The sequence below is a fragment of the Bifidobacterium adolescentis ATCC 15703 genome, from assembly GCF_000010425.1.
In the GTDB taxonomy this organism is placed as follows: domain Bacteria; phylum Actinomycetota; class Actinomycetes; order Actinomycetales; family Bifidobacteriaceae; genus Bifidobacterium; species Bifidobacterium adolescentis.
This window is the reverse complement of the sequence record NC_008618.1, coordinates 121,686-138,051: the sequence shown is the minus strand read 5'-3', so window position 1 is coordinate 138,051 and position 16,366 is coordinate 121,686. Positions and strand designations below refer to the sequence as shown.

At 60.5% G+C, this 16,366-nt stretch carries 12 protein-coding genes, 1 pseudogene and 1 riboswitch; of the genes and pseudogenes, 4 read left to right on the top strand and 9 right to left on the bottom strand.

The features are described from left to right. Positions 1 to 150: 150 nt before the first annotated feature. Positions 151 to 810 (bottom strand): iron transporter, encoded by a 660-nt coding sequence (locus BAD_RS00520; RefSeq protein WP_011742643.1) that lies wholly within the window; start codon positions 808 to 810, stop codon positions 151 to 153. Positions 811 to 871: 61 nt separating this feature from the next. Then, the gene (locus BAD_RS00515) at positions 872 to 2,557 is read right to left on the bottom strand and encodes an FTR1 family iron permease (RefSeq protein WP_231837110.1); all 1,686 of its coding nucleotides are present in this window, start codon (positions 2,555 to 2,557) and stop codon (positions 872 to 874) included. Between the two features lie 526 nt (positions 2,558 to 3,083). Between BAD_RS00515 and BAD_RS00510 the strand changes: the two genes are divergently transcribed. Then, positions 3,084 to 4,136: an FAD:protein FMN transferase gene (locus BAD_RS00510; RefSeq protein ID WP_041777206.1), complete on the top strand. Its 1,053-nt coding sequence runs from the start codon at positions 3,084 to 3,086 to the stop codon at positions 4,134 to 4,136. Between the two features lie 84 nt (positions 4,137 to 4,220). On the opposite strand, the gene BAD_RS00505 is transcribed toward BAD_RS00510, so the two are convergent. From BAD_RS00505 to BAD_RS00485, 5 genes are all read right to left on the bottom strand, one after another. Further along, positions 4,221 to 5,201 carry an aldo/keto reductase gene (locus BAD_RS00505; RefSeq protein ID WP_011742640.1) on the bottom strand — a complete coding sequence of 327 codons (981 nt, stop codon included), beginning with the start codon at positions 5,199 to 5,201 and terminating at the stop codon, positions 4,221 to 4,223. 170 nt (positions 5,202 to 5,371) lie between these two features. Then, the gene (locus tag BAD_RS00500; RefSeq protein WP_011742639.1) at positions 5,372 to 7,213 is read right to left on the bottom strand and encodes an ABC transporter ATP-binding protein; all 1,842 of its coding nucleotides are present in this window, start codon (positions 7,211 to 7,213) and stop codon (positions 5,372 to 5,374) included. Between the two features lie 11 nt (positions 7,214 to 7,224). Beyond that, positions 7,225 to 8,976 carry an ABC transporter ATP-binding protein gene (locus BAD_RS00495; protein WP_011742638.1) on the bottom strand — a complete coding sequence of 584 codons (1,752 nt, stop codon included), beginning with the start codon at positions 8,974 to 8,976 and terminating at the stop codon, positions 7,225 to 7,227. Between the two features lie 126 nt (positions 8,977 to 9,102). Next, positions 9,103 to 9,594 (bottom strand): MarR family winged helix-turn-helix transcriptional regulator, encoded by a 492-nt coding sequence (locus BAD_RS00490; protein WP_011742637.1) that lies wholly within the window; start codon positions 9,592 to 9,594, stop codon positions 9,103 to 9,105. Positions 9,595 to 9,777: 183 nt separating this feature from the next. Next, positions 9,778 to 10,800, bottom strand: a complete 1,023-nt coding sequence (locus BAD_RS00485) for an aldo/keto reductase (protein ID WP_172458537.1) — start codon at positions 10,798 to 10,800, stop codon at positions 9,778 to 9,780. 104 nt (positions 10,801 to 10,904) lie between these two features. Further along, positions 10,905 to 11,008, top strand: a riboswitch (TPP riboswitch). A 228-nt stretch (positions 11,009 to 11,236) separates the two neighbouring features. Between BAD_RS00485 and thiS the strand changes: the two genes are divergently transcribed. From thiS to BAD_RS00470, 3 genes are all read left to right on the top strand, one after another. After that, positions 11,237 to 11,431 carry a sulfur carrier protein ThiS gene (gene thiS, locus BAD_RS00480; protein ID WP_003807372.1) on the top strand — a complete coding sequence of 65 codons (195 nt, stop codon included), beginning with the start codon at positions 11,237 to 11,239 and terminating at the stop codon, positions 11,429 to 11,431. 52 nt (positions 11,432 to 11,483) lie between these two features. Next, the gene (thiF, locus tag BAD_RS00475) at positions 11,484 to 12,197 is read left to right on the top strand and encodes a sulfur carrier protein ThiS adenylyltransferase ThiF (RefSeq protein ID WP_003807371.1); all 714 of its coding nucleotides are present in this window, start codon (positions 11,484 to 11,486) and stop codon (positions 12,195 to 12,197) included. Between the two features lie 150 nt (positions 12,198 to 12,347). Continuing rightward, positions 12,348 to 13,262 carry a thiazole synthase gene (locus BAD_RS00470; RefSeq protein ID WP_011742635.1) on the top strand — a complete coding sequence of 305 codons (915 nt, stop codon included), beginning with the start codon at positions 12,348 to 12,350 and terminating at the stop codon, positions 13,260 to 13,262. A gap of 180 nt (positions 13,263 to 13,442) precedes the next feature. Here BAD_RS00470 and BAD_RS00465 read toward each other — a convergent pair whose 3' ends face one another. Together BAD_RS00465 and BAD_RS08680 are read right to left on the bottom strand one after the other, a co-directional pair. Continuing rightward, complete coding sequence (locus BAD_RS00465) at positions 13,443 to 15,011, bottom strand: amino acid permease (RefSeq protein WP_041777205.1); 1,569 nt, start codon at positions 15,009 to 15,011, stop codon at positions 13,443 to 13,445. 223 nt (positions 15,012 to 15,234) lie between these two features. After that, positions 15,235 to 15,753, bottom strand: a pseudogene (locus tag BAD_RS08680) (class C sortase); the annotation flags it as partial. Positions 15,754 to 16,366 lie beyond the last annotated feature (613 nt).

Genomic DNA, 16,366 nt, shown 5'->3' with positions numbered 1-16,366 from the left:
CCCCCCCCCCCACAATCGCAGAGGTGAATCCATCCCCCTAAACGCGAGAGAGCGGTTTCGGTATGCATCGCCCGACCGTAAGCTTGACCGAACGGCCTTGAGTGTGTCGGGTAATGCATACCGAAACCGCGAACGGGCTACGCTAGGAGATCACCACTCCTGCGGCGTATAGTTCCAGTCCGGGAAGGTGACCTCGATCGGTTCCGTCCAGAAGCGTCCCTTCACACCCGTCTCCGGATCGACGTGCAGCATCCAGCCCTTCTTCTCCGGGGATTCGATCTTCAGCACGAGCTTGTACGCGCCGGCCTTGTCGAGCTTGACGTTGGCGCCGTAGTGCGGGCCGTCGGAGGCGTTCATCTGCATGAAGGTTCCGGAGGCGACGGACGCGTTGGAGGTCTTGTCGATGATGTCGTAGTTGACGGTCAGGTCCGGCACGAAATCGCCCTTGCCGTAGCCGAGTTCGGTGCCCTTCTGGTTGGCATGGATGTCGGCTTCGAGGTGGAAGCTCGCATCGGCGGCCTTGAGGCCCATGCCGGACGGTTCCATGTCGATCGGCTGGAAGTAGACGGCGTTGACGGTCAGCGGGCCGCATTCCTGGTCGGAGTGCTTCTCATCGACCTGGATCTCTTCGAAACCGGCGGAATCGCTGGAATCGTCCTTGCTGGAGTCGTCGGCCTTCGAAGCCGACGCGGAGGCGCTGGACTTGTCCGAAGCGGCGGAATCGCTGGAATTGCCGCATGCGGACAGGGAGAAGGCCATGGAGCCGGCCAGCAGGATGCCGAGCAGAGCGGCGATCTTCTTGTTCTTCATTTCTCTTTCCTTTGTTGTTGGATGTGGAAAAAATATCGGTAAATCTCGGAAAATTTGCGTATTACTTGCGATTGTCAGGCGTGCGCAACTTGCGTTTGCGTGCGAAGCCGACGGCGAACAGCGCGAGTACGGCAATCGCCGCGATCGCTTGTGCCGCAAGGCATTCGACGTACGGATACAGGCCGATCCAGTCGTTTGTGGGCACGCTGGACAGGTAGTGGCCGTCGATCAGGTCACCTTCGATGAGCGCGTGGATGCCACCGCCGGCGAAGATAACGACCAGCACGGCCATCAGGATCGACGTAACGAGGAAGAACGGGCCAATCGGAATCTTTACGGAGGTGAAGCGCAGCACGAGGAAGATGACGAGCAGCACCACACCCGCGGCGATGCCGCCGATCCACATGCCTTGCGCGTCGCGACTCATCGAGTAGATCGATTCGTAGAAGATGACGGTTTCGGCGCCTTCACGGAACACGGCTAGGAAGCTCAGCATGGCGAGCGAAACGACCATACCCAGGCCCACGCCTTCGCCGGCGGCGACTTTGTTTTGCGCGTCGGCCACGGCGGACTCGGTTTTGGTGCGGATGTAACGGTTCCACGCTTCCACGGAACTTTTGTTGAGCATCCAATTGCTGGTCCACAGCAGCATGAGCATGGCGATCAGCGCGCACACGCCTTCGGAGATTTCCTGAATCGGGCCGGAGCCGCCGAACAGGAACGTGAAGAGCACGGCGATCAGGCCGGAACCGGCGAGACCGGCGAGCACGCCCAGGTAGATCCACTTGGTGAAGCGCCGGTTGCCGGATTTGACGAGGTAGGCCACCACGGCGGCCACCACCAGCAGCGCTTCGAGACCCTCGCGGATCAGGATGAGGAACGCCTGTCCGGCGGAGCTGGTGATGGCTTTGGTGAAGGCGTTGACGTTGCCGGCCGCGCCACCGTCGAGGGTGGCCGCGTCTTCGACGAGCCAGCTTTTCAGGTCGTCGACGAGCTTCTTGATTTCCTTGTCTGAACTGCCGTCGCGCATGGTTTTGCGGGTCATTTTGAACTGGTATTCGACCTGCGAGACGCGGTCGCCGGAGATGGCGTTCATGACGTTCTTTTCGAAGCCGAGCTTTTCGTAGTACTGGTAGTACGCGTCGTTGACGAGGCTGGAGCCTTCCGCGCCCTTGCCGGAGATGGCGGCCTTGTATGCCTTGTCGAGGATGACGTTCATTTCGCTGGCGACTTCGCCCCACGTGCGGTCGCCTTTGCCTTTGGAGGAGTTCTTTTTGGCCGCGTCGAGCTTCTTACGTTCGGCTGCGGTCTGTTCGGCGCGCTGCTTCGCGTAGGTTTTGGGGTCGGCGAGGTTCGCGTTGCCATCGAGCGTCTGCGCGGTGGCGGTGAGGTCCGCGTTCAGCGCATCGATTTTGCCGGCGATCGCGCCGCCCTGGCCCTGCTGGTAGGCGAGGCCTTCCAAGTCGGTGAACTGTGTGAGCAACGCCTGCTGCTTGTCGGCGGAAATGGTGTCGTTGACGGCCTTCGAGAAGTTGGAGGCGTCGTAGCCGATCCAATGCGCGGTCTGGAAGCCGGTGCCGGCCTGGCCGTAATCGCCGTCGTTGTAGTCTTTTTCGGCGGTGGCGAGCTGCTTGGCGATGTTCTGCGCAGCGGCGGTCCAGGAATCGAAATTCGTTTGGCTGTCGTCGGCGGCGGACGCCTGCTGCGGCATCGCGGTGCCGGCGAACAGCGTGGCGAGCGCGATCATCAGCGCGGCGACGAGCGCGGCAAGACGGCCGGAAGCCGAGACGCGCGAATCGCACGAATCGTAGGAACCGGCTGCATGGCGCTGCGCGACGCGAGATGACATGGGTCGAACCTTCCTTCCGCAAATCTTTTCGGCGCGCTTTCCCCGACGTACCCGACGTACGAAGCGCGCATCGGAAGCCAAGATAGAACGAAACTTTTTTGAATAACAGTCTTGATTTTTAATTGGTCTTGTTGTATCGCGCATGGAAAAACGTTGGAATTCCGCCGTTTTTATTTTTCCCGTTTTCCGCGTGTCGTCTCACATTGTGACGCTCACCGCCGTTCCGCAACACCCCCGTCCGCCCGAAAACGTGAAGCGAACTCCATGCCAAAGCGTCGGTCTGTATAATCACGATTAGTATAATCGTAACTATACAAAGCTACGGGGGTATCAAAATAAGGCGATGCCTCATGCCACATATAGCGCATATCAGGTTGCCCAGGCACGAACTCCGCCAAGCCGGGCACGCGCTAGCATCGTGGGTATGGATTCCCTCGCACCGCTCGCGCATCGCATGCCGTACACCGCCGCTTTCCCCAAGGCGCTCGGCACGGGGTTGCTGATTTCGACGCCTCGCCCGATCACTGCGGAATTGCGCGGCGAGATGGAACGGTTCATCGATGAATACGAGCATGCGCTTTCGCGGTTTCGCGCTGATTCGCTGGTTGCGCACATCGGCAATGCGAAGCATGGCGGGCATTTCGATTTTCCCGATTGGGCCGGCCCGCTATTCGATTTGTACGACGCGCTGCACGCCGCCACGCGCGGTGCGATCGACCCGTGCGTGGGCGAGGACCTGATCCGTCTCGGTTACGATCCCGCGCTGAGTTTCACCGTTGAAGCCGACGCCGGCGAGCGCCTGGGCGCGCTGCACGGACGGGCCGTATGGGGTCGTGATGTGGTTCGTTCGAGTGGTACGACATTGGTTACACGCAGTCCGGTTCATGTGGATTTCGGCGCGTGCGGCAAGGGTTATCTGGTGGATTCGCTGGGCGGATTGCTCACCGATTCAGAACTTTCGCGCACATCGCATGTCAAGTCAGCCGAAACGACCAACCCGACATGCCAATCTTCCATCTCAGACAGCAAACGCGAAAGCGCTGCCCCGGAATTTGTGATTGATGCGGGCGGCGATCTGCTGGCGCGCACGAACAAGCCGATCCGTGTGGCGCTTGAGGATCCGGATGATCCGTCCTGCGCGGTCGGCGTCGCACTGATCGGCGATGGCGCGTTCTGTGCGAGCGCGCCCAGCCGTCGCCATTGGGAGGTGGCGGTGAACGAACAGACGCATCTGGCGATTCACCACCTGCTCAACGCCATCGACGGCCTGCCCGTGCAACAAACGGAAGCCGCCTGGGTTGCAGTGCAATCCGCGTCATTTGGCGACTATCCGACTGCGGTGGCGGACGGGTTGGCTACGGCGCTGTTCGTTGCGGACCCGAATGAACTGCGCAGCGTTTTTGTTTTCGATTGCGCCACGTTGGACGCCGACCGTCACGCCACCATCAGCGCCGGTTTCCCCGGCCGTTTCTTCTGATTGCCGACCGGTCACTGATTGCCAGGTTGGCCGGTTGGCGGCCCGCCAATCGCAGACCGCAAACCGGCCAATCGCAAGCAAAACTCACGGAATGAGGTTGCCGGCGGCCACGTACAGGTCCCACCAATCCTGCTTGTCGAGGTCGATGTCCGCGCCGTCGAGCATTTCGCCCAGCCGGGTGGGGTTCATCGAGCCGAGCACGATCTGGATCTTCGCCGGATGCCTGAGCACCCATGCGGTGGCGATGGCGTTGGCGCTCACACCGTACTTGGCGGCCTTTTCGTCCAGCGCCTTGTTCAACTCCGGGAAGTGCTCGTTGCCTACGAACGGGCCGTATTCCGTGCCGGACTGGAACGGGCTCCACGCCTGGATGGTCATGTGGCGCAGTCGCGAGTAGGACAGCAGGCCGTCCGAATGGTTGGCCACGACCATGCCTTCGGCGCCGGAGTTGGTCATCAGCTCGTCGCTGACCATCTGCGCGTGCATCAGGCCGAACTGCAGCTGGCTCGCCTCGAGCCTCATGGCCGGGTCGTCGCCGAGCCAGGACTGCAGCAGTTCCGCCTGCCACGGGTTCACGTTGCTCACGCCGAAGTGGCGCACTTTGCCCGCCTTGTGCAGGGTGGTGAACGCTTCGACGATTTCTTCGGCCTCCATCAGGGTGTCGGGCCTGTGCAGGAGCGCGAAGTCCACGTAGTCAGTGCCGAGCGCTTCCAGTTCCTCGTCGAGTCGCGTGATGAGGTGCTTCGCGGAGAAGTCGTAGCGGGTGGCGTGCACGTTGTTCGGGTCGCTGAAGTCGATGTTGATACCGAACTTCGTCTGCAGGAAGATGTCCTCGCGCTTGAGCCCGGCGTCCTTCCACGCGCGGCCGAGCACACGCGAGCTGGCATGGTCGCGGTTGACGTTGAATCCGTAGATGTCCGCCGTGTCGAAGAAGTTGACTCCATGCTCGGCGGCCGTACGCACGACTTCTGCCGCAGCATCCGCATCCAGCGCGTCCATGCGCATCACGCCGAGCGCCGCCTGCGATGCGACCACTGCCGATTTGCCGATTTCGATGCTTTTCATGACTGCCCACTTTCTTTGTGATTTTCAAATACGTCAATCGATTGACGTCAGTCACCTCAATGGTAAATCCGCCGTCCCGTCAGCGCAACACAATAAAAATGCCGAAGCCAAAACGCAAAAATCCGGAGGGGTGGTCCCTCCGGATTTTTTAGCGAGTCAGCACACCAACCTCACTCGGCCAGCGTGAACTGGCTGTTGTAGATGTCGGCGTAGAAGCCGCCCTTGGCGAGCAGTTCCTCGTGCGTGCCGCGTTCCACGATGTCGCCGCCGTTCATCACCAGGATCATGTCGGCGTCGCGGATGGTGGACAGGCGGTGCGCGATCACGAAGCTCGTGCGGCCCACGGTCAGCGCGTCCATCGCCTTCTGGATCAGCTCCTCGGTGCGTGTATCGACCGAGGAGGTGGCCTCGTCGAGGATCAGGATCGGCGCGTCCTCCACCATCGCGCGGGCGATCGTCAGCAGCTGGCGCTGGCCCTGGGAAAGCGACGCCTTGTCGTCGAGCACGGTGTCGTAGCCGTTCGGCAACGACATGATGTAGTGGTGCAGGCCGACGGCCTTGCATGCGGCCACGATCTGCTCGTCGGTGACGTCCTTCTTCGAATACGCGATGTTTTCACGCACTGTTCCACGGAACACCCACGTGTCCTGCAGCACCATGGAGAACTGGTCGTGCACGTTCCAACGCGGCACGGACTTGGTGTCGATGCCGTCGATCGAAATCGTGCCACCGGAAATCTCGTAGAAGCGCATCAGCAGGTTCACCATCGTGGTCTTGCCGGCGCCGGTCGGGCCGACGATGGCCACCTTCTGGCCGGCCTTCACGGACGCGGAGAAGTCGTTGATGATGGTCTTGTCCGCATCGTAGCCGAAGCGCACGTGGCTGAATTCCACGTCGCCGCGCACCGGCTGCGGCTTGCCGTCCGCACCGACGCCGAGCAGCGCCTGCTTGCCGGTTTCGTCGGACAGTTCCGGCTCCTCAAGGAAGCCGAAGACGCGTTCGGATGCGGCCGCGCAGCGCTGCAGGTTCTGGAACGCCTGCGCGAACTGGGACAGCGGCTGCGTGAACAGGCGGATATACATCATGAACGCCACGATCACGCCGAATTCGATATTGCCGTCCATGGCGAGCGCCGCGCCGACCACGCACACCACCACGTAGCCGAAGTTGCCGACGAAGTTCATAATCGGCATCATCAGGCCGGACAGGAACTGGCTTTTCCAGCCGGACACGTACAGGTCGTTGTTGTACTTCTCGAACTGCTCGATGGAGCGTTCCTCGCCGCAGAACGCCTTGACCACGGTGTGGCCGGTGTACATTTCCTCGACGTGGCCGTTGACGTCGCCGAGCGCCACCTGCTGGCGGGTGAAGTACTTCTGCGACACCTTCATGATCACGCCCATGATGATCAGGCCGAGCAGCGCGGAGCCGATGGCGCACAGCGTCATGGTCACGTTGTTGTAGAACATCATGATGAGCGCGCCGAAGAACAGCGTGATCGAAGTGATCAGCGAGCCGACCGACTGGCCGAGCGTCTGTCCGATCGCGTCGACGTCGTTGGTGATGCGGCTCAGCACGTCGCCGTAGCTGACTTTGTCGAAATATTTCAGCGGCAGGCGATTGATTTTCTGGCTGATCGCCTCACGCAGCTGCTGTGCCGTGCGTTGCGTGACGTTGGCCATCAGCCAGCTTTGCAGGTAGCTCAGCAGCGCGTACCCGACGTACAGCGCGACGAGCAGCCATGCGATGCGCGACACCGCGTCCATATCGATCGAATTCATGACGGGCTTGCCGTGCACCATGGCCGGCAGACCCTTCGTGATCTCGTTGGTCATGTCCTTGAGCTTGTCCGGGCCGATGATCTGGCACACCGTGCCGGCAGCGCCCAGAACCAGCGCGAGAATCATCACCGGAATGTACCGGCTGCAGAATTTCACGAGCTTCTTCATCACTCCGCCGAAGTCCTTCGGCTTTTCCACGGCCCCACGGCCGCGTCCCATTCCTCTTGGCATGTCTCCCCCTTTCAGCGCTTCAGTTCGTCTTCGCTCAACTGCGATTCGGCGATCTGCCGATACACTTCGCACGTGTCGAGCAGTTCCTCGTGCGTGCCCTGGCCGACCACTTTGCCGTCGTCGAGCACGATGATGCGGTCGGCATTCATGATGGTGCCGATGCGCTGCGCGACGATGAGTTTCGTGGAATCCTTCGCTTCCTTTTCGAGCGCGTCACGTACGGCACGGTCGGTTTTGAAGTCGAGCGCGGAGAAGGAATCGTCGAAGATCAGGATTTCCGGATGACGGTAGACGGCGCGTGCGATCGACAGACGCTGCTTCTGCCCGCCCGAAACGTTGGAACCGCCCTGCGAAATGCCGGAATCGTACTTCTTCTGCTTTTTGTCGATGAATTCCGTCGCCTGCGCGACGTCGCATGCGCGGCGCACGGTGTCGTCGTCGCGGTCCGTATCTCCGTACGCGACGTTGCTGGCGATCGTTCCCTTGAACAGGAACGACTGCTGCGGCACGTAGCCGATCTTGTCGCGCAACGCCTTCAGCTTGTAGTCGCGCACGTTGACGCCGTCGACGAGCACCTCGCCTTGCGTGGCGTCGTAGAAACGCGGCACGAGGTTGATGAGGGACGATTTGCCGGAGCCGGTCGAGCCGATGAACGCCACCGTCTGACCCTTCTTCGCCTTGAAATTGACGCCTTCGAGCATGGCGTGACGCGAGTCGGGGTAGGCGAAGCTCACATTGCGGAATTCGATTTCGCCTTCCTCGCCCGGCTTGCCCGCGTCCTGCGTGCCGTCGGTGACCATCGGCTCGGTGTCGATGACTTCGAGCACGCGCTGCGCGGACACGTCGGCGCGCGGCCAGAGCACGAACACCATGCTCAGCAGCAGGAAGCTCATGATGACCTGGATGGAGTAGCTGGAGAACACCACCATGTCGGAGAAGGTGGTGAGCTTGTCGACGGCTTCGGCAGCGTCGATGAGGTACGCGCCGATCCAGTAGACGGCGAGCATCAGGCCGTTCATGATGGTGTTCATCAACGGCATCATGATGGCCATGGCACGGTTGGTGAACAGCTGGGTTTCGGTGAGTTCCTTGTTGGCTTCGGTGAACTTGGCTTCCTGATAGTCCTCGGCGTTGTACGCGCGCACCACGCGCAGGCCGGTGAGGTTCTCGCGCGCCACGAGGTTGATGTTGTCGGTCAGGCGCTGCATGGCCTTGAACTTCGGCATGACGAAGTGCATGAGCACGGCGATGACCACCAGCAGGATGGCCACGGCGATGCCGGTTGCGAGCGTCCAATCGAAGCCCTTTCCTGCGATCTTGCACACGGCCCACACGGCCATGATCGGCGCTTTGACGATCATCATGAGGCCCATGGTGATGAACATCTGGATCTGCGTGATGTCGTTCGTGGAGCGGGTGATGAGCGACGCGGTGGAGAAACGGTTCATTTCCGCCGGTCCGAAGCTTTCCACCTTGTTGAATTCAAGCGAACGCAGGCGCTGGCTGAACGAGGCGCCCACGCGCGCGGCGATGAAGCCGGTGACGACGGCGCAGGCCGCCGATCCGAGCGAGACGAGCAGCATTTTGCCGCCGGCCACCCAGATGTCGTGCATTTCGCTGCCGGGGGTTTCGACGAGCTGCGTGATGTCGGCCATGTAGTCCGGCAGGGTCAGGTCAAGCCAGATCTGACCGACGATGCTGACCAGCGCGACGAGCATCTGACCGATCTCCGCTTTGGAGAGGTATCGTACGATGCGAAGCATGCTTGGTTCCTTCTCTTGTTTTGTGTTTTGCTTGTTTTCTTACGATTAGTTTTTGCGATTTTTCGCGGTTTTTGCGATTACTGGATTGCGATTACTTACACTGTGAATTATTTACAGCGTAAGATACTACGCGTCTTCCTGTGCGTTTCCTGAGAACGCGGCTTTGACCTCGTCCGCCGTGGGGCGCGGTTTGCCGGGCATGCACAGCGACATGTACGTGGTGAATTCCTCGGTGAGCTCAACGAATTCGCGCGCGCGTCGCTCCCCCATTTGCGAGAAGATCCAGCAGATCGCCTCGCGCATGCTTTCGCGCTGACGTTCGGCGCGCTCCCTGCCGGCTTCGGTAAGGTTCACGTGCACCACACGGCGATCGTCAGGGTCGGATTCGCGCGTGATCTGGCCTTTTTTCTCCAGTGCGGACAACAGTGCAGACACGCGTCCGGTGGTGGTTTTCATTGAAGAGGCGAGCTGCGATGGCGTCAGCGGGCCTTTCCTATAGAGTTCCTGCACGGCGAAGGGTTCGCCCTTCGCGCCTTTCACCATCTCCTGCTGCATGCGCGAGCGTTTGTCCCATGTGTTGGTCGCCAATTCGTGGAACAGTTCCTCTTCAAAGCCCACGCGGCACCTCCTTCCGTCGCAATCGCCGTCATAATATCTTACAGTGTAAACATTTTACAGTGTAAGTTATTCCCAGGGCGATTTTGCAGCGAGCAAGCTACAGAAGGCACGAAAAAGGCCGCGGCCCGAATCGCGATTATTGTGCGGAATCGGGCGCGGCCAATCGTACGTATTGCGCGGAATTCAGCCGCGACGGGCGTCGACGGAGGCGTTCAGCATCGCCAGCTCATCCTGCGTGAGCGTCAGTTCGGTGGCGGCGAAGGAATCGTTGATTTCCTGCGGATTGCGGGCGCTGGGGATGGTGAACAACCGCTCGTAGCGGCTCAGTTCCCAGGCGAGCACCACGCGCTGGTAGGAGCAGCCGTGGTTGCCGGCGACCGTGCGGAACGGGTCGTACGCGCGCTGGTCGAACGCGTCGAGGAAGCCGCCGAGGGGGCTCCAGCACACGAACGCGAGTCCAAGTTCCGCGCAGTGCTCCATCGTATGCTCAGGGTCGGGGTGCGAGGGCGAGAACTGGTTCTGCACGGCGATCAGCTTGTCGCCGAGAATCTCGCGGGCGATGTCGATCTGCGCGTTGTCCACGCGGGAAATGCCCGCGTACCGGATCACGCCCTCGTTAAGCAGCTGCTTCAGCGCGCCGACCTGGTCCTCATAAGCCACTTCCGGGTCCGGTCCGTGCGAATACAACAGGTCGAGCGTATCGACGCCCAAGTGCAGCGCGGATTCCTTGGCGTCACGAATCATGGTTTCGGGGCGCGAATCCGCCATCCACCCGTATTGACTGCCCGCCGCCTGCAAATGCTGGCGTTCCCCGCCAGGCCGACGACTGCAGCCCTCGGAATCCCGCCCCTGAGTGTCCGATTCTGGCGAATCGGACACAGGAGCAACAAAAGCGGGGATCTCCATGGTGCGTCGATAGCCAGTTTTCGTGGCGACCAGCACTTCATCTCGGGGGCCATTCCACGAAGCGAGCGCATCACGCACCAACTTTTCGCCGTACCCCAAATCTTTCGCAGTGCCAGTGCCAGGCTCGCTCGGCAGATAATACGACCAAGCCGTATCCAAATAGCGAACACCCGCGTCCAAACCGGCATGAATCGTACGAATCGCAGTATCGCGATCCGGACGCCCCTCAATCGCCAAAGCCATCGTTCCCATGCCGAGCCGAGGAATCGTAAATCCTGCCAACTCACCGTTCATCATCATCTTCCCCTTCCTTGCAAGCACGCAGCCGATTCGCACATGTTCACATCAAGACTAACCCAACGTGAACCGGCGCACGCTTGTCGGGCGCCTGCGCGAAGATAAAGGCACAACCGAACGGGAGCCGAAAGGCTGAGAGGGAGCTCATACAGCTTCGACCGAGGACTTGATGCGGGTAATGCCGCCGTAAGGAGACGGGTTGTTCGCGCCGCAAGGCGTATCTCATCTTCCGTTCGCGATAACCGAATATCGCGTGATTAGGGTCACGGAGGGGCGCACCACCTCATAGGGTACGGTTCCTTCGGCGACCCTTTTTTCGTACCAACCGTGAATGTCCGATTCACCGGAAGCAGACGCTCGGAAGCCCACAAAGCAGTTCTGAACGTCCGTTTCGGCGGGAACGGCACTCGTGGGGCCTGACATACAGAAGGGAACCGAAATGATCATCAACGGCAAGGAAGAGGACGTCGCCACGCCGATCACCGTGGCCGAACTAGTGGAGCAGCGCGGTCTGCGCGCCGACCGCGTGGCCGTGGAGCTCAACGGCGAGATCGTGCCGCGCGCCCAGCGTGCGCAGACGCAGCTCAAGGGCACCGACACGTTGGAAATCGTCACGTTCGTGCAGGGCGGCTGAGCACAGCAGCGAAACAAACCATACGAACGGAAACGAGAATACGAGAACAACCATGACTTTTGAACCATCCGCATCGCAGGCGCAGATCGACGCCCGCCAGCACGCTTTCGACAACCAGCCCGACCCGGCCACCTTGGTCAGCCGCGAGGAGATCCGCGCAGCCCTGCTCGACCGTCACACGGCCGCCACACAGGACAAGCTCGACGCGGCGCACGTGGCCATCTGCGGCTGCGGCGGCCTCGGCTCCACCATCGCGGTGGCGCTGACCCGCATCGGCGTCGGCCACCTGCACTTGATCGACTTCGACCGCGTGGATATGACGAACCTGAATCGCCAGCAGTATTTCCTGAAGGACCTCGGCCAGTACAAGACGGAGGCGCTGCGCAGCAATCTGCGCCAAATCAACCCGTTCACGGACATCACCATCGACACCGTCAAGGTGACCGACGAGAACGTGCCGACGCTGTTCGAAAACGAGGACATCATCTGCGAGGCGTTCGACGTGCCGGAAAACAAGACGATGCTCGTCAACGCGGTGCTGGAGAATCTGCCGGGCAAGAAGCTCGTCAGCGCGTCCGGCATGGCCGGCTTCCGCAGCTCCAACCTGGTGAGCACGCGTCGCGTTTCGAAGAACTTCTACTTCTGTGGCGATGGCGAGACGGCTCCGGTACCGGGTGCCGGCCTGATGGCGCCGCGCGTGGGCGTGGTCGCCTGCCACGAAGCGAACATGATCACGCGACTGATCCTCGGCGAGGAAGACGCCTGACGCACTGCTACGTTACTCCACTGCCGTAATCGAAATTTTTATTGCGATTACAAACGCACGTTGCACACAACACAACAGCGACGCAACGGCAACACAACAGCAGCACAGCAATCGCAACAACAACAAACACCCCAACGAAAGGAACCGACGATGAGCACCGAAAACACCATCACCACCGCAGCCGCCGACGTCGCGGCCGCACCGAACGCCACGCTCGACGAGCTGGTCGGCACCACCACGAACACGGCGATCCTGCCGGAGCCGGACGCTCATGCGTACGACGAGATCGCCACCGGCGACGCCGACCCGCTGATCCTCGGCGGGCACAAGTTCACGAGCCGTTTCATCCTCGGTTCCGGCCGTTACGACCTGAACCTCATCAAGGCGACCATCGAGAACGCGGGCACGCAGATCGTCACCATGGCGCTGCGCCGCTGCCGCACCACCGAAAACAACCTGCTCGACTACATTCCGAAGGGCATCACCATGCTGCCGAACACGTCCGGCGCACGCAATGCAGAGGAAGCGGTGCGTATTGCCCGTCTCGCGCGCGAAGTGTGCCAGACGGACTTCGTGAAGGTGGAGATCGAGCATGAGGCGAAGTATCTGCTGCCCGACAATGAGGAAACCATCAAAGCCACGAAACAGCTGGCAAAAGAAGGCTTCGTGGTCATGCCGTACATGTTCCCCGATCCGATTGCGGCGAAGCGTCTTGAAGACGCAGGTGCGGCTTGCGTGATGCCGCTTGGCGCGATGATCGGCTCGAATAAGGGTCTGCGTGCACGCGATTTCATTGAAGTGATTATCAAGAATTCCAATGTTCCGGTGATTATCGACGCTGGTATTGGCCGTCCGAGCCAGGCTGCGGAAGCCATGGAAATGGGCGCGGACGCGGTGATGGCATACACGGCCATCGCTTCCGCCGGCAATATTCCGCTGATGGCACGCGCGTTCAAGAAGGCGATCGAAGCTGGTCGTGAAGCGTATTTGTCTGGCTTGGGCAAGGTTACGGAAGATCATGCCGTGCCGTCCAGCCCAACGAACGAGGCCGACTACATCGGCTGATTCGCGTCGGTTTCGTACGATTCGTGCACTAACGTTTCGCACTGTTTTATTGCGATTACACGACGAGGGTCGGTGGAGACGCACATTTTCGCAAGGTTTCCACCGACCCTCTTTCGTCAGATGCGCGGCACGTAGCGCAACACGCGCATGCCACGCATACCGCAGCGACAGGCAATACGTCTACTTCCCTAGAGCCGCCTTCAGGTCGCGGTTCTGGAACCGCTCGTGCAGCAGGCAGTAGCCACCGAACACGACAAACCAGACCAGGCCGGCGACTGCGGAACCGAGCGTGTCGGAAGACAGGAACAACGTGACATACACGACCACGTAGAACGCGACCGCAATCCAATCGCACACCTGCCAGGCCGGCATCACGAAGCCGTCCGGCAGAAAGTCGGCGCTTTGACGGTAGCGGCGGTGAGCAAGCATCGTCAGAATGTAAATGAAGATCACGACGGCGCTGGCGGCCGAGGCGAACAGCACGAACGCGCCGGAAACGCCCGGAATCGCGTTGATCAGCGGGGAGAACAGGATCATGCAGCCGGACACGATAATCGCCTTCGCCGGAACCTTGCGGTCCGACACTTCGCCGAGACGCTGCATGGCGGGCGATTCGGAATCCTGCGCGAGCTGGTACAGATGGCGTCCAGCCGAGTAGATCAGCGAGTTAAGCGCTGACGCGGCTGCGGTGATCACCACGAAGAACACGAGCGCGGCAGCCCAGTCGAGGCCCGCGTACTTAAACACCATGATGAACGGGGAGCCGAACGAGCCGTCCGCGTTCTGGTGGAAGTTGCGCCACGGCACGATCGCCATGATGGCCACGAGCGCGCCCACGTAGAAGATGAGGATGCGCATGATCAGCTCGTTGACGGCTTTCGGCAGCACTTTGCGCGGGTTCTGGGTTTCGGACACGGTCACACCCACGAATTCGATGAGCTGGTAGGCGAAGAACACCATCTGGAAGCTCATGAAGAAGTTCATCCAGCCGTTCGGCGCGAGCTGGAAGCCGTCGGCAATGTTCGTAAGGCTCACAGTGGCACCGGAAACCGTGCCGTCCACGCCTTCGATATGCGTGGCCGGGTAGCTGAAACCGAGGAACAGCATCACCACGGCGGTGACAATCAGACCCACAATCAGCGTGATTTTGATCATGGAGAACCAGAATTCCGCCTCGCCGAACACTTTCACGGCAATGAGATTGATGCCGGTGAGCGCCACAAGGAAGCACAGTTCGATAAGCCATTTCCACGCGTTGAGGTCAATGCCGAACGTGCCGAAGAACGTGACGAAATAGGTGCTGACGGCCGTGATTTCGGTCATGCCGGTCAGGATGAGCACAATCCAGTACGTCCAGCCGGCGAATTTGCCCCACGCGCGGCCGAGGTAGCGGGTGATGAAGTTGATGAAGGTGTGCTGGCTTGGGTCGCTGTACATCATTTCGCCGATGGCGCGCATGAGCAGGAACATGATGAGGCCCACGCCGATGTACACGAAGATGATGCTTGGTCCGGTCAGCGCAATCGATTTGCCGGAGCCGAGGAACAGGCCAGTGCCGATGGTTCCGCCGATGGCGATGAATTGGACATGGCGATTTTTCAGGCCGCGTTCCATGTCGTTGTCTTTGTCGAGGCTTTCGACGGATTTGATATGCGATTGTGTGCTTTGCGCGTTCTGCGTTGCGTCAGACGCGTCGGCAGCTTGCGTGTTTGTGCCGGCCTTCCCGGTATTCGTATTCCCTAAAGTCATAATGGTCACACCCTACCGCGGGAACCGCCCAATGCGCCCGCTTTTGTCTGACAGATGACGCTTGCCGGCTCTGTTGGGAGGAACAGAAGCCGGCATGATGAAGAATGAGCGGGCTAGGCGGTCAGCTCGTCGAGTTTGGCGCGGAGGTCTTCGTTTTCGCGCTGCACCTCGTCGATGCGGCGGGCCTGCTGTCCGATGATGCTGATGGCGGTTTCGGAGTCGAGCCCACCGGCAGGCTACTGCCGTACAGGTGACCCGCGCCGGACGCAAGCGTCAGCTCGGACGTGCCGTGGTAAACCGGCAGGTTCACGGAAATCTTCGGAATACGGATGGCCCCCATCACGCCATCGCCGGAGTCGAGCAGGCTTTGATATTCCGTGTCTTTGGCGCTGGCGGAGTCGCTGGAGTTGTCTGAGCCGTCGGCGCTGGCGTTGTTGGCTGCATTCTGCGGATCGTCATACAGTTCGGCGAGCGGATCCTTCGCCTCGCCAATCACCGGCTGCCCCGACTTGGCAAGTCGCTTGTTGTACTCCCTGGCCGCGGCGAACGCCTCATCGGCCTGCGGGTATGGCCAGCCCGCCACGCGCTTTTCGGAACGCGCCGACGTGCTCGCCAGCTCGCGCGCCGAACGGTATTGCAACACTCTCGGAAACATGCCAATGCCGAGCGCGGTAAGAATCAGCACCGCCGCAAGCACGCGCATGGCAATGGACTTGTTGCGATCCGCGCGACGCTCGCGCATCGCTTCGGACGCGTCGGTCGCCTCCGCGAAAGTCGGGAGGGTGTAGGTGCAGGTGTTGCGCGTGGTGTCGTGCGGACCGCGCGAGCCGTCGTTGCCATCGTGCGAATCGCCATAAAAATCGTCGGCGCGTAAGTCCTTAATTTGCTGCGGACCGTCGCTTCTCGACCCGCCGCGCGCTCCCATGCGGAAAAACTGCCATCAGTCTTGCCCCCTTGAACTGCCAGCCATAGGGAACATTATATTGCACTCCGCCCGCGTGCCTTCTTCCCTGACGATTCCGATAATGTCGGTCGAACTTGGACGGTCTCCGGCCACAGCTCTGAGCGAACCACGTTTTACGCAAATCATGGGTTAGGACTTACGCAAATCGTGGGTTAGGTTTTATGCAAATCGCGGGTTAGCCCCAGCAAAACCCTTGCAGGAGGCCGAAATTGGCATTTTTGCCAAGAGCATCTCTAACCGAGTCTATCCATGGTCAAACTGATGGGTCTATCTGGCTTATAGATGGCGGATTTGGGGCTTTGCGGAAAGGTATTTCGCTTATAGATGGCGGGCGCTAGACGAGAATAGGCGGTTCGGGGGTATGATTTATACCCCCGAACTGGCAAATGGG

Bases quoted from the DNA above. Each gene is read 5' to 3' on its own strand.
- BAD_RS00485 (WP_172458537.1), bottom strand. From the start codon at position 10,800: ATGATGATGAACGGTGAGTTGGCAGGATTTACGATTCCTCGGCTCGGC.
- BAD_RS00495 (WP_011742638.1), bottom strand. From the start codon at position 8,976: ATGCTTCGCATCGTACGATACCTCTCCAAAGCGGAGATCGGTCAGATG.
- BAD_RS00465 (WP_041777205.1), bottom strand. From the start codon at position 15,011: ATGACTTTAGGGAATACGAATACCGGGAAGGCCGGCACAAACACGCAA.
- thiS (WP_003807372.1), top strand. From the start codon at position 11,237: ATGATCATCAACGGCAAGGAAGAGGACGTCGCCACGCCGATCACCGTG.
- thiF (WP_003807371.1), top strand. From the start codon at position 11,484: ATGACTTTTGAACCATCCGCATCGCAGGCGCAGATCGACGCCCGCCAG.
- BAD_RS00500 (WP_011742639.1), bottom strand. From the start codon at position 7,213: ATGCCAAGAGGAATGGGACGCGGCCGTGGGGCCGTGGAAAAGCCGAAG.
- BAD_RS00510 (WP_041777206.1), top strand. From the start codon at position 3,084: ATGGATTCCCTCGCACCGCTCGCGCATCGCATGCCGTACACCGCCGCT.
- BAD_RS00515 (WP_231837110.1), bottom strand. From the start codon at position 2,557: ATGATCGCGCTCGCCACGCTGTTCGCCGGCACCGCGATGCCGCAGCAG.
- BAD_RS00505 (WP_011742640.1), bottom strand. From the start codon at position 5,201: ATGAAAAGCATCGAAATCGGCAAATCGGCAGTGGTCGCATCGCAGGCG.
- BAD_RS00470 (WP_011742635.1), top strand. From the start codon at position 12,348: ATGAGCACCGAAAACACCATCACCACCGCAGCCGCCGACGTCGCGGCC.
- BAD_RS00520 (WP_011742643.1), bottom strand. From the start codon at position 810: ATGAAGAACAAGAAGATCGCCGCTCTGCTCGGCATCCTGCTGGCCGGC.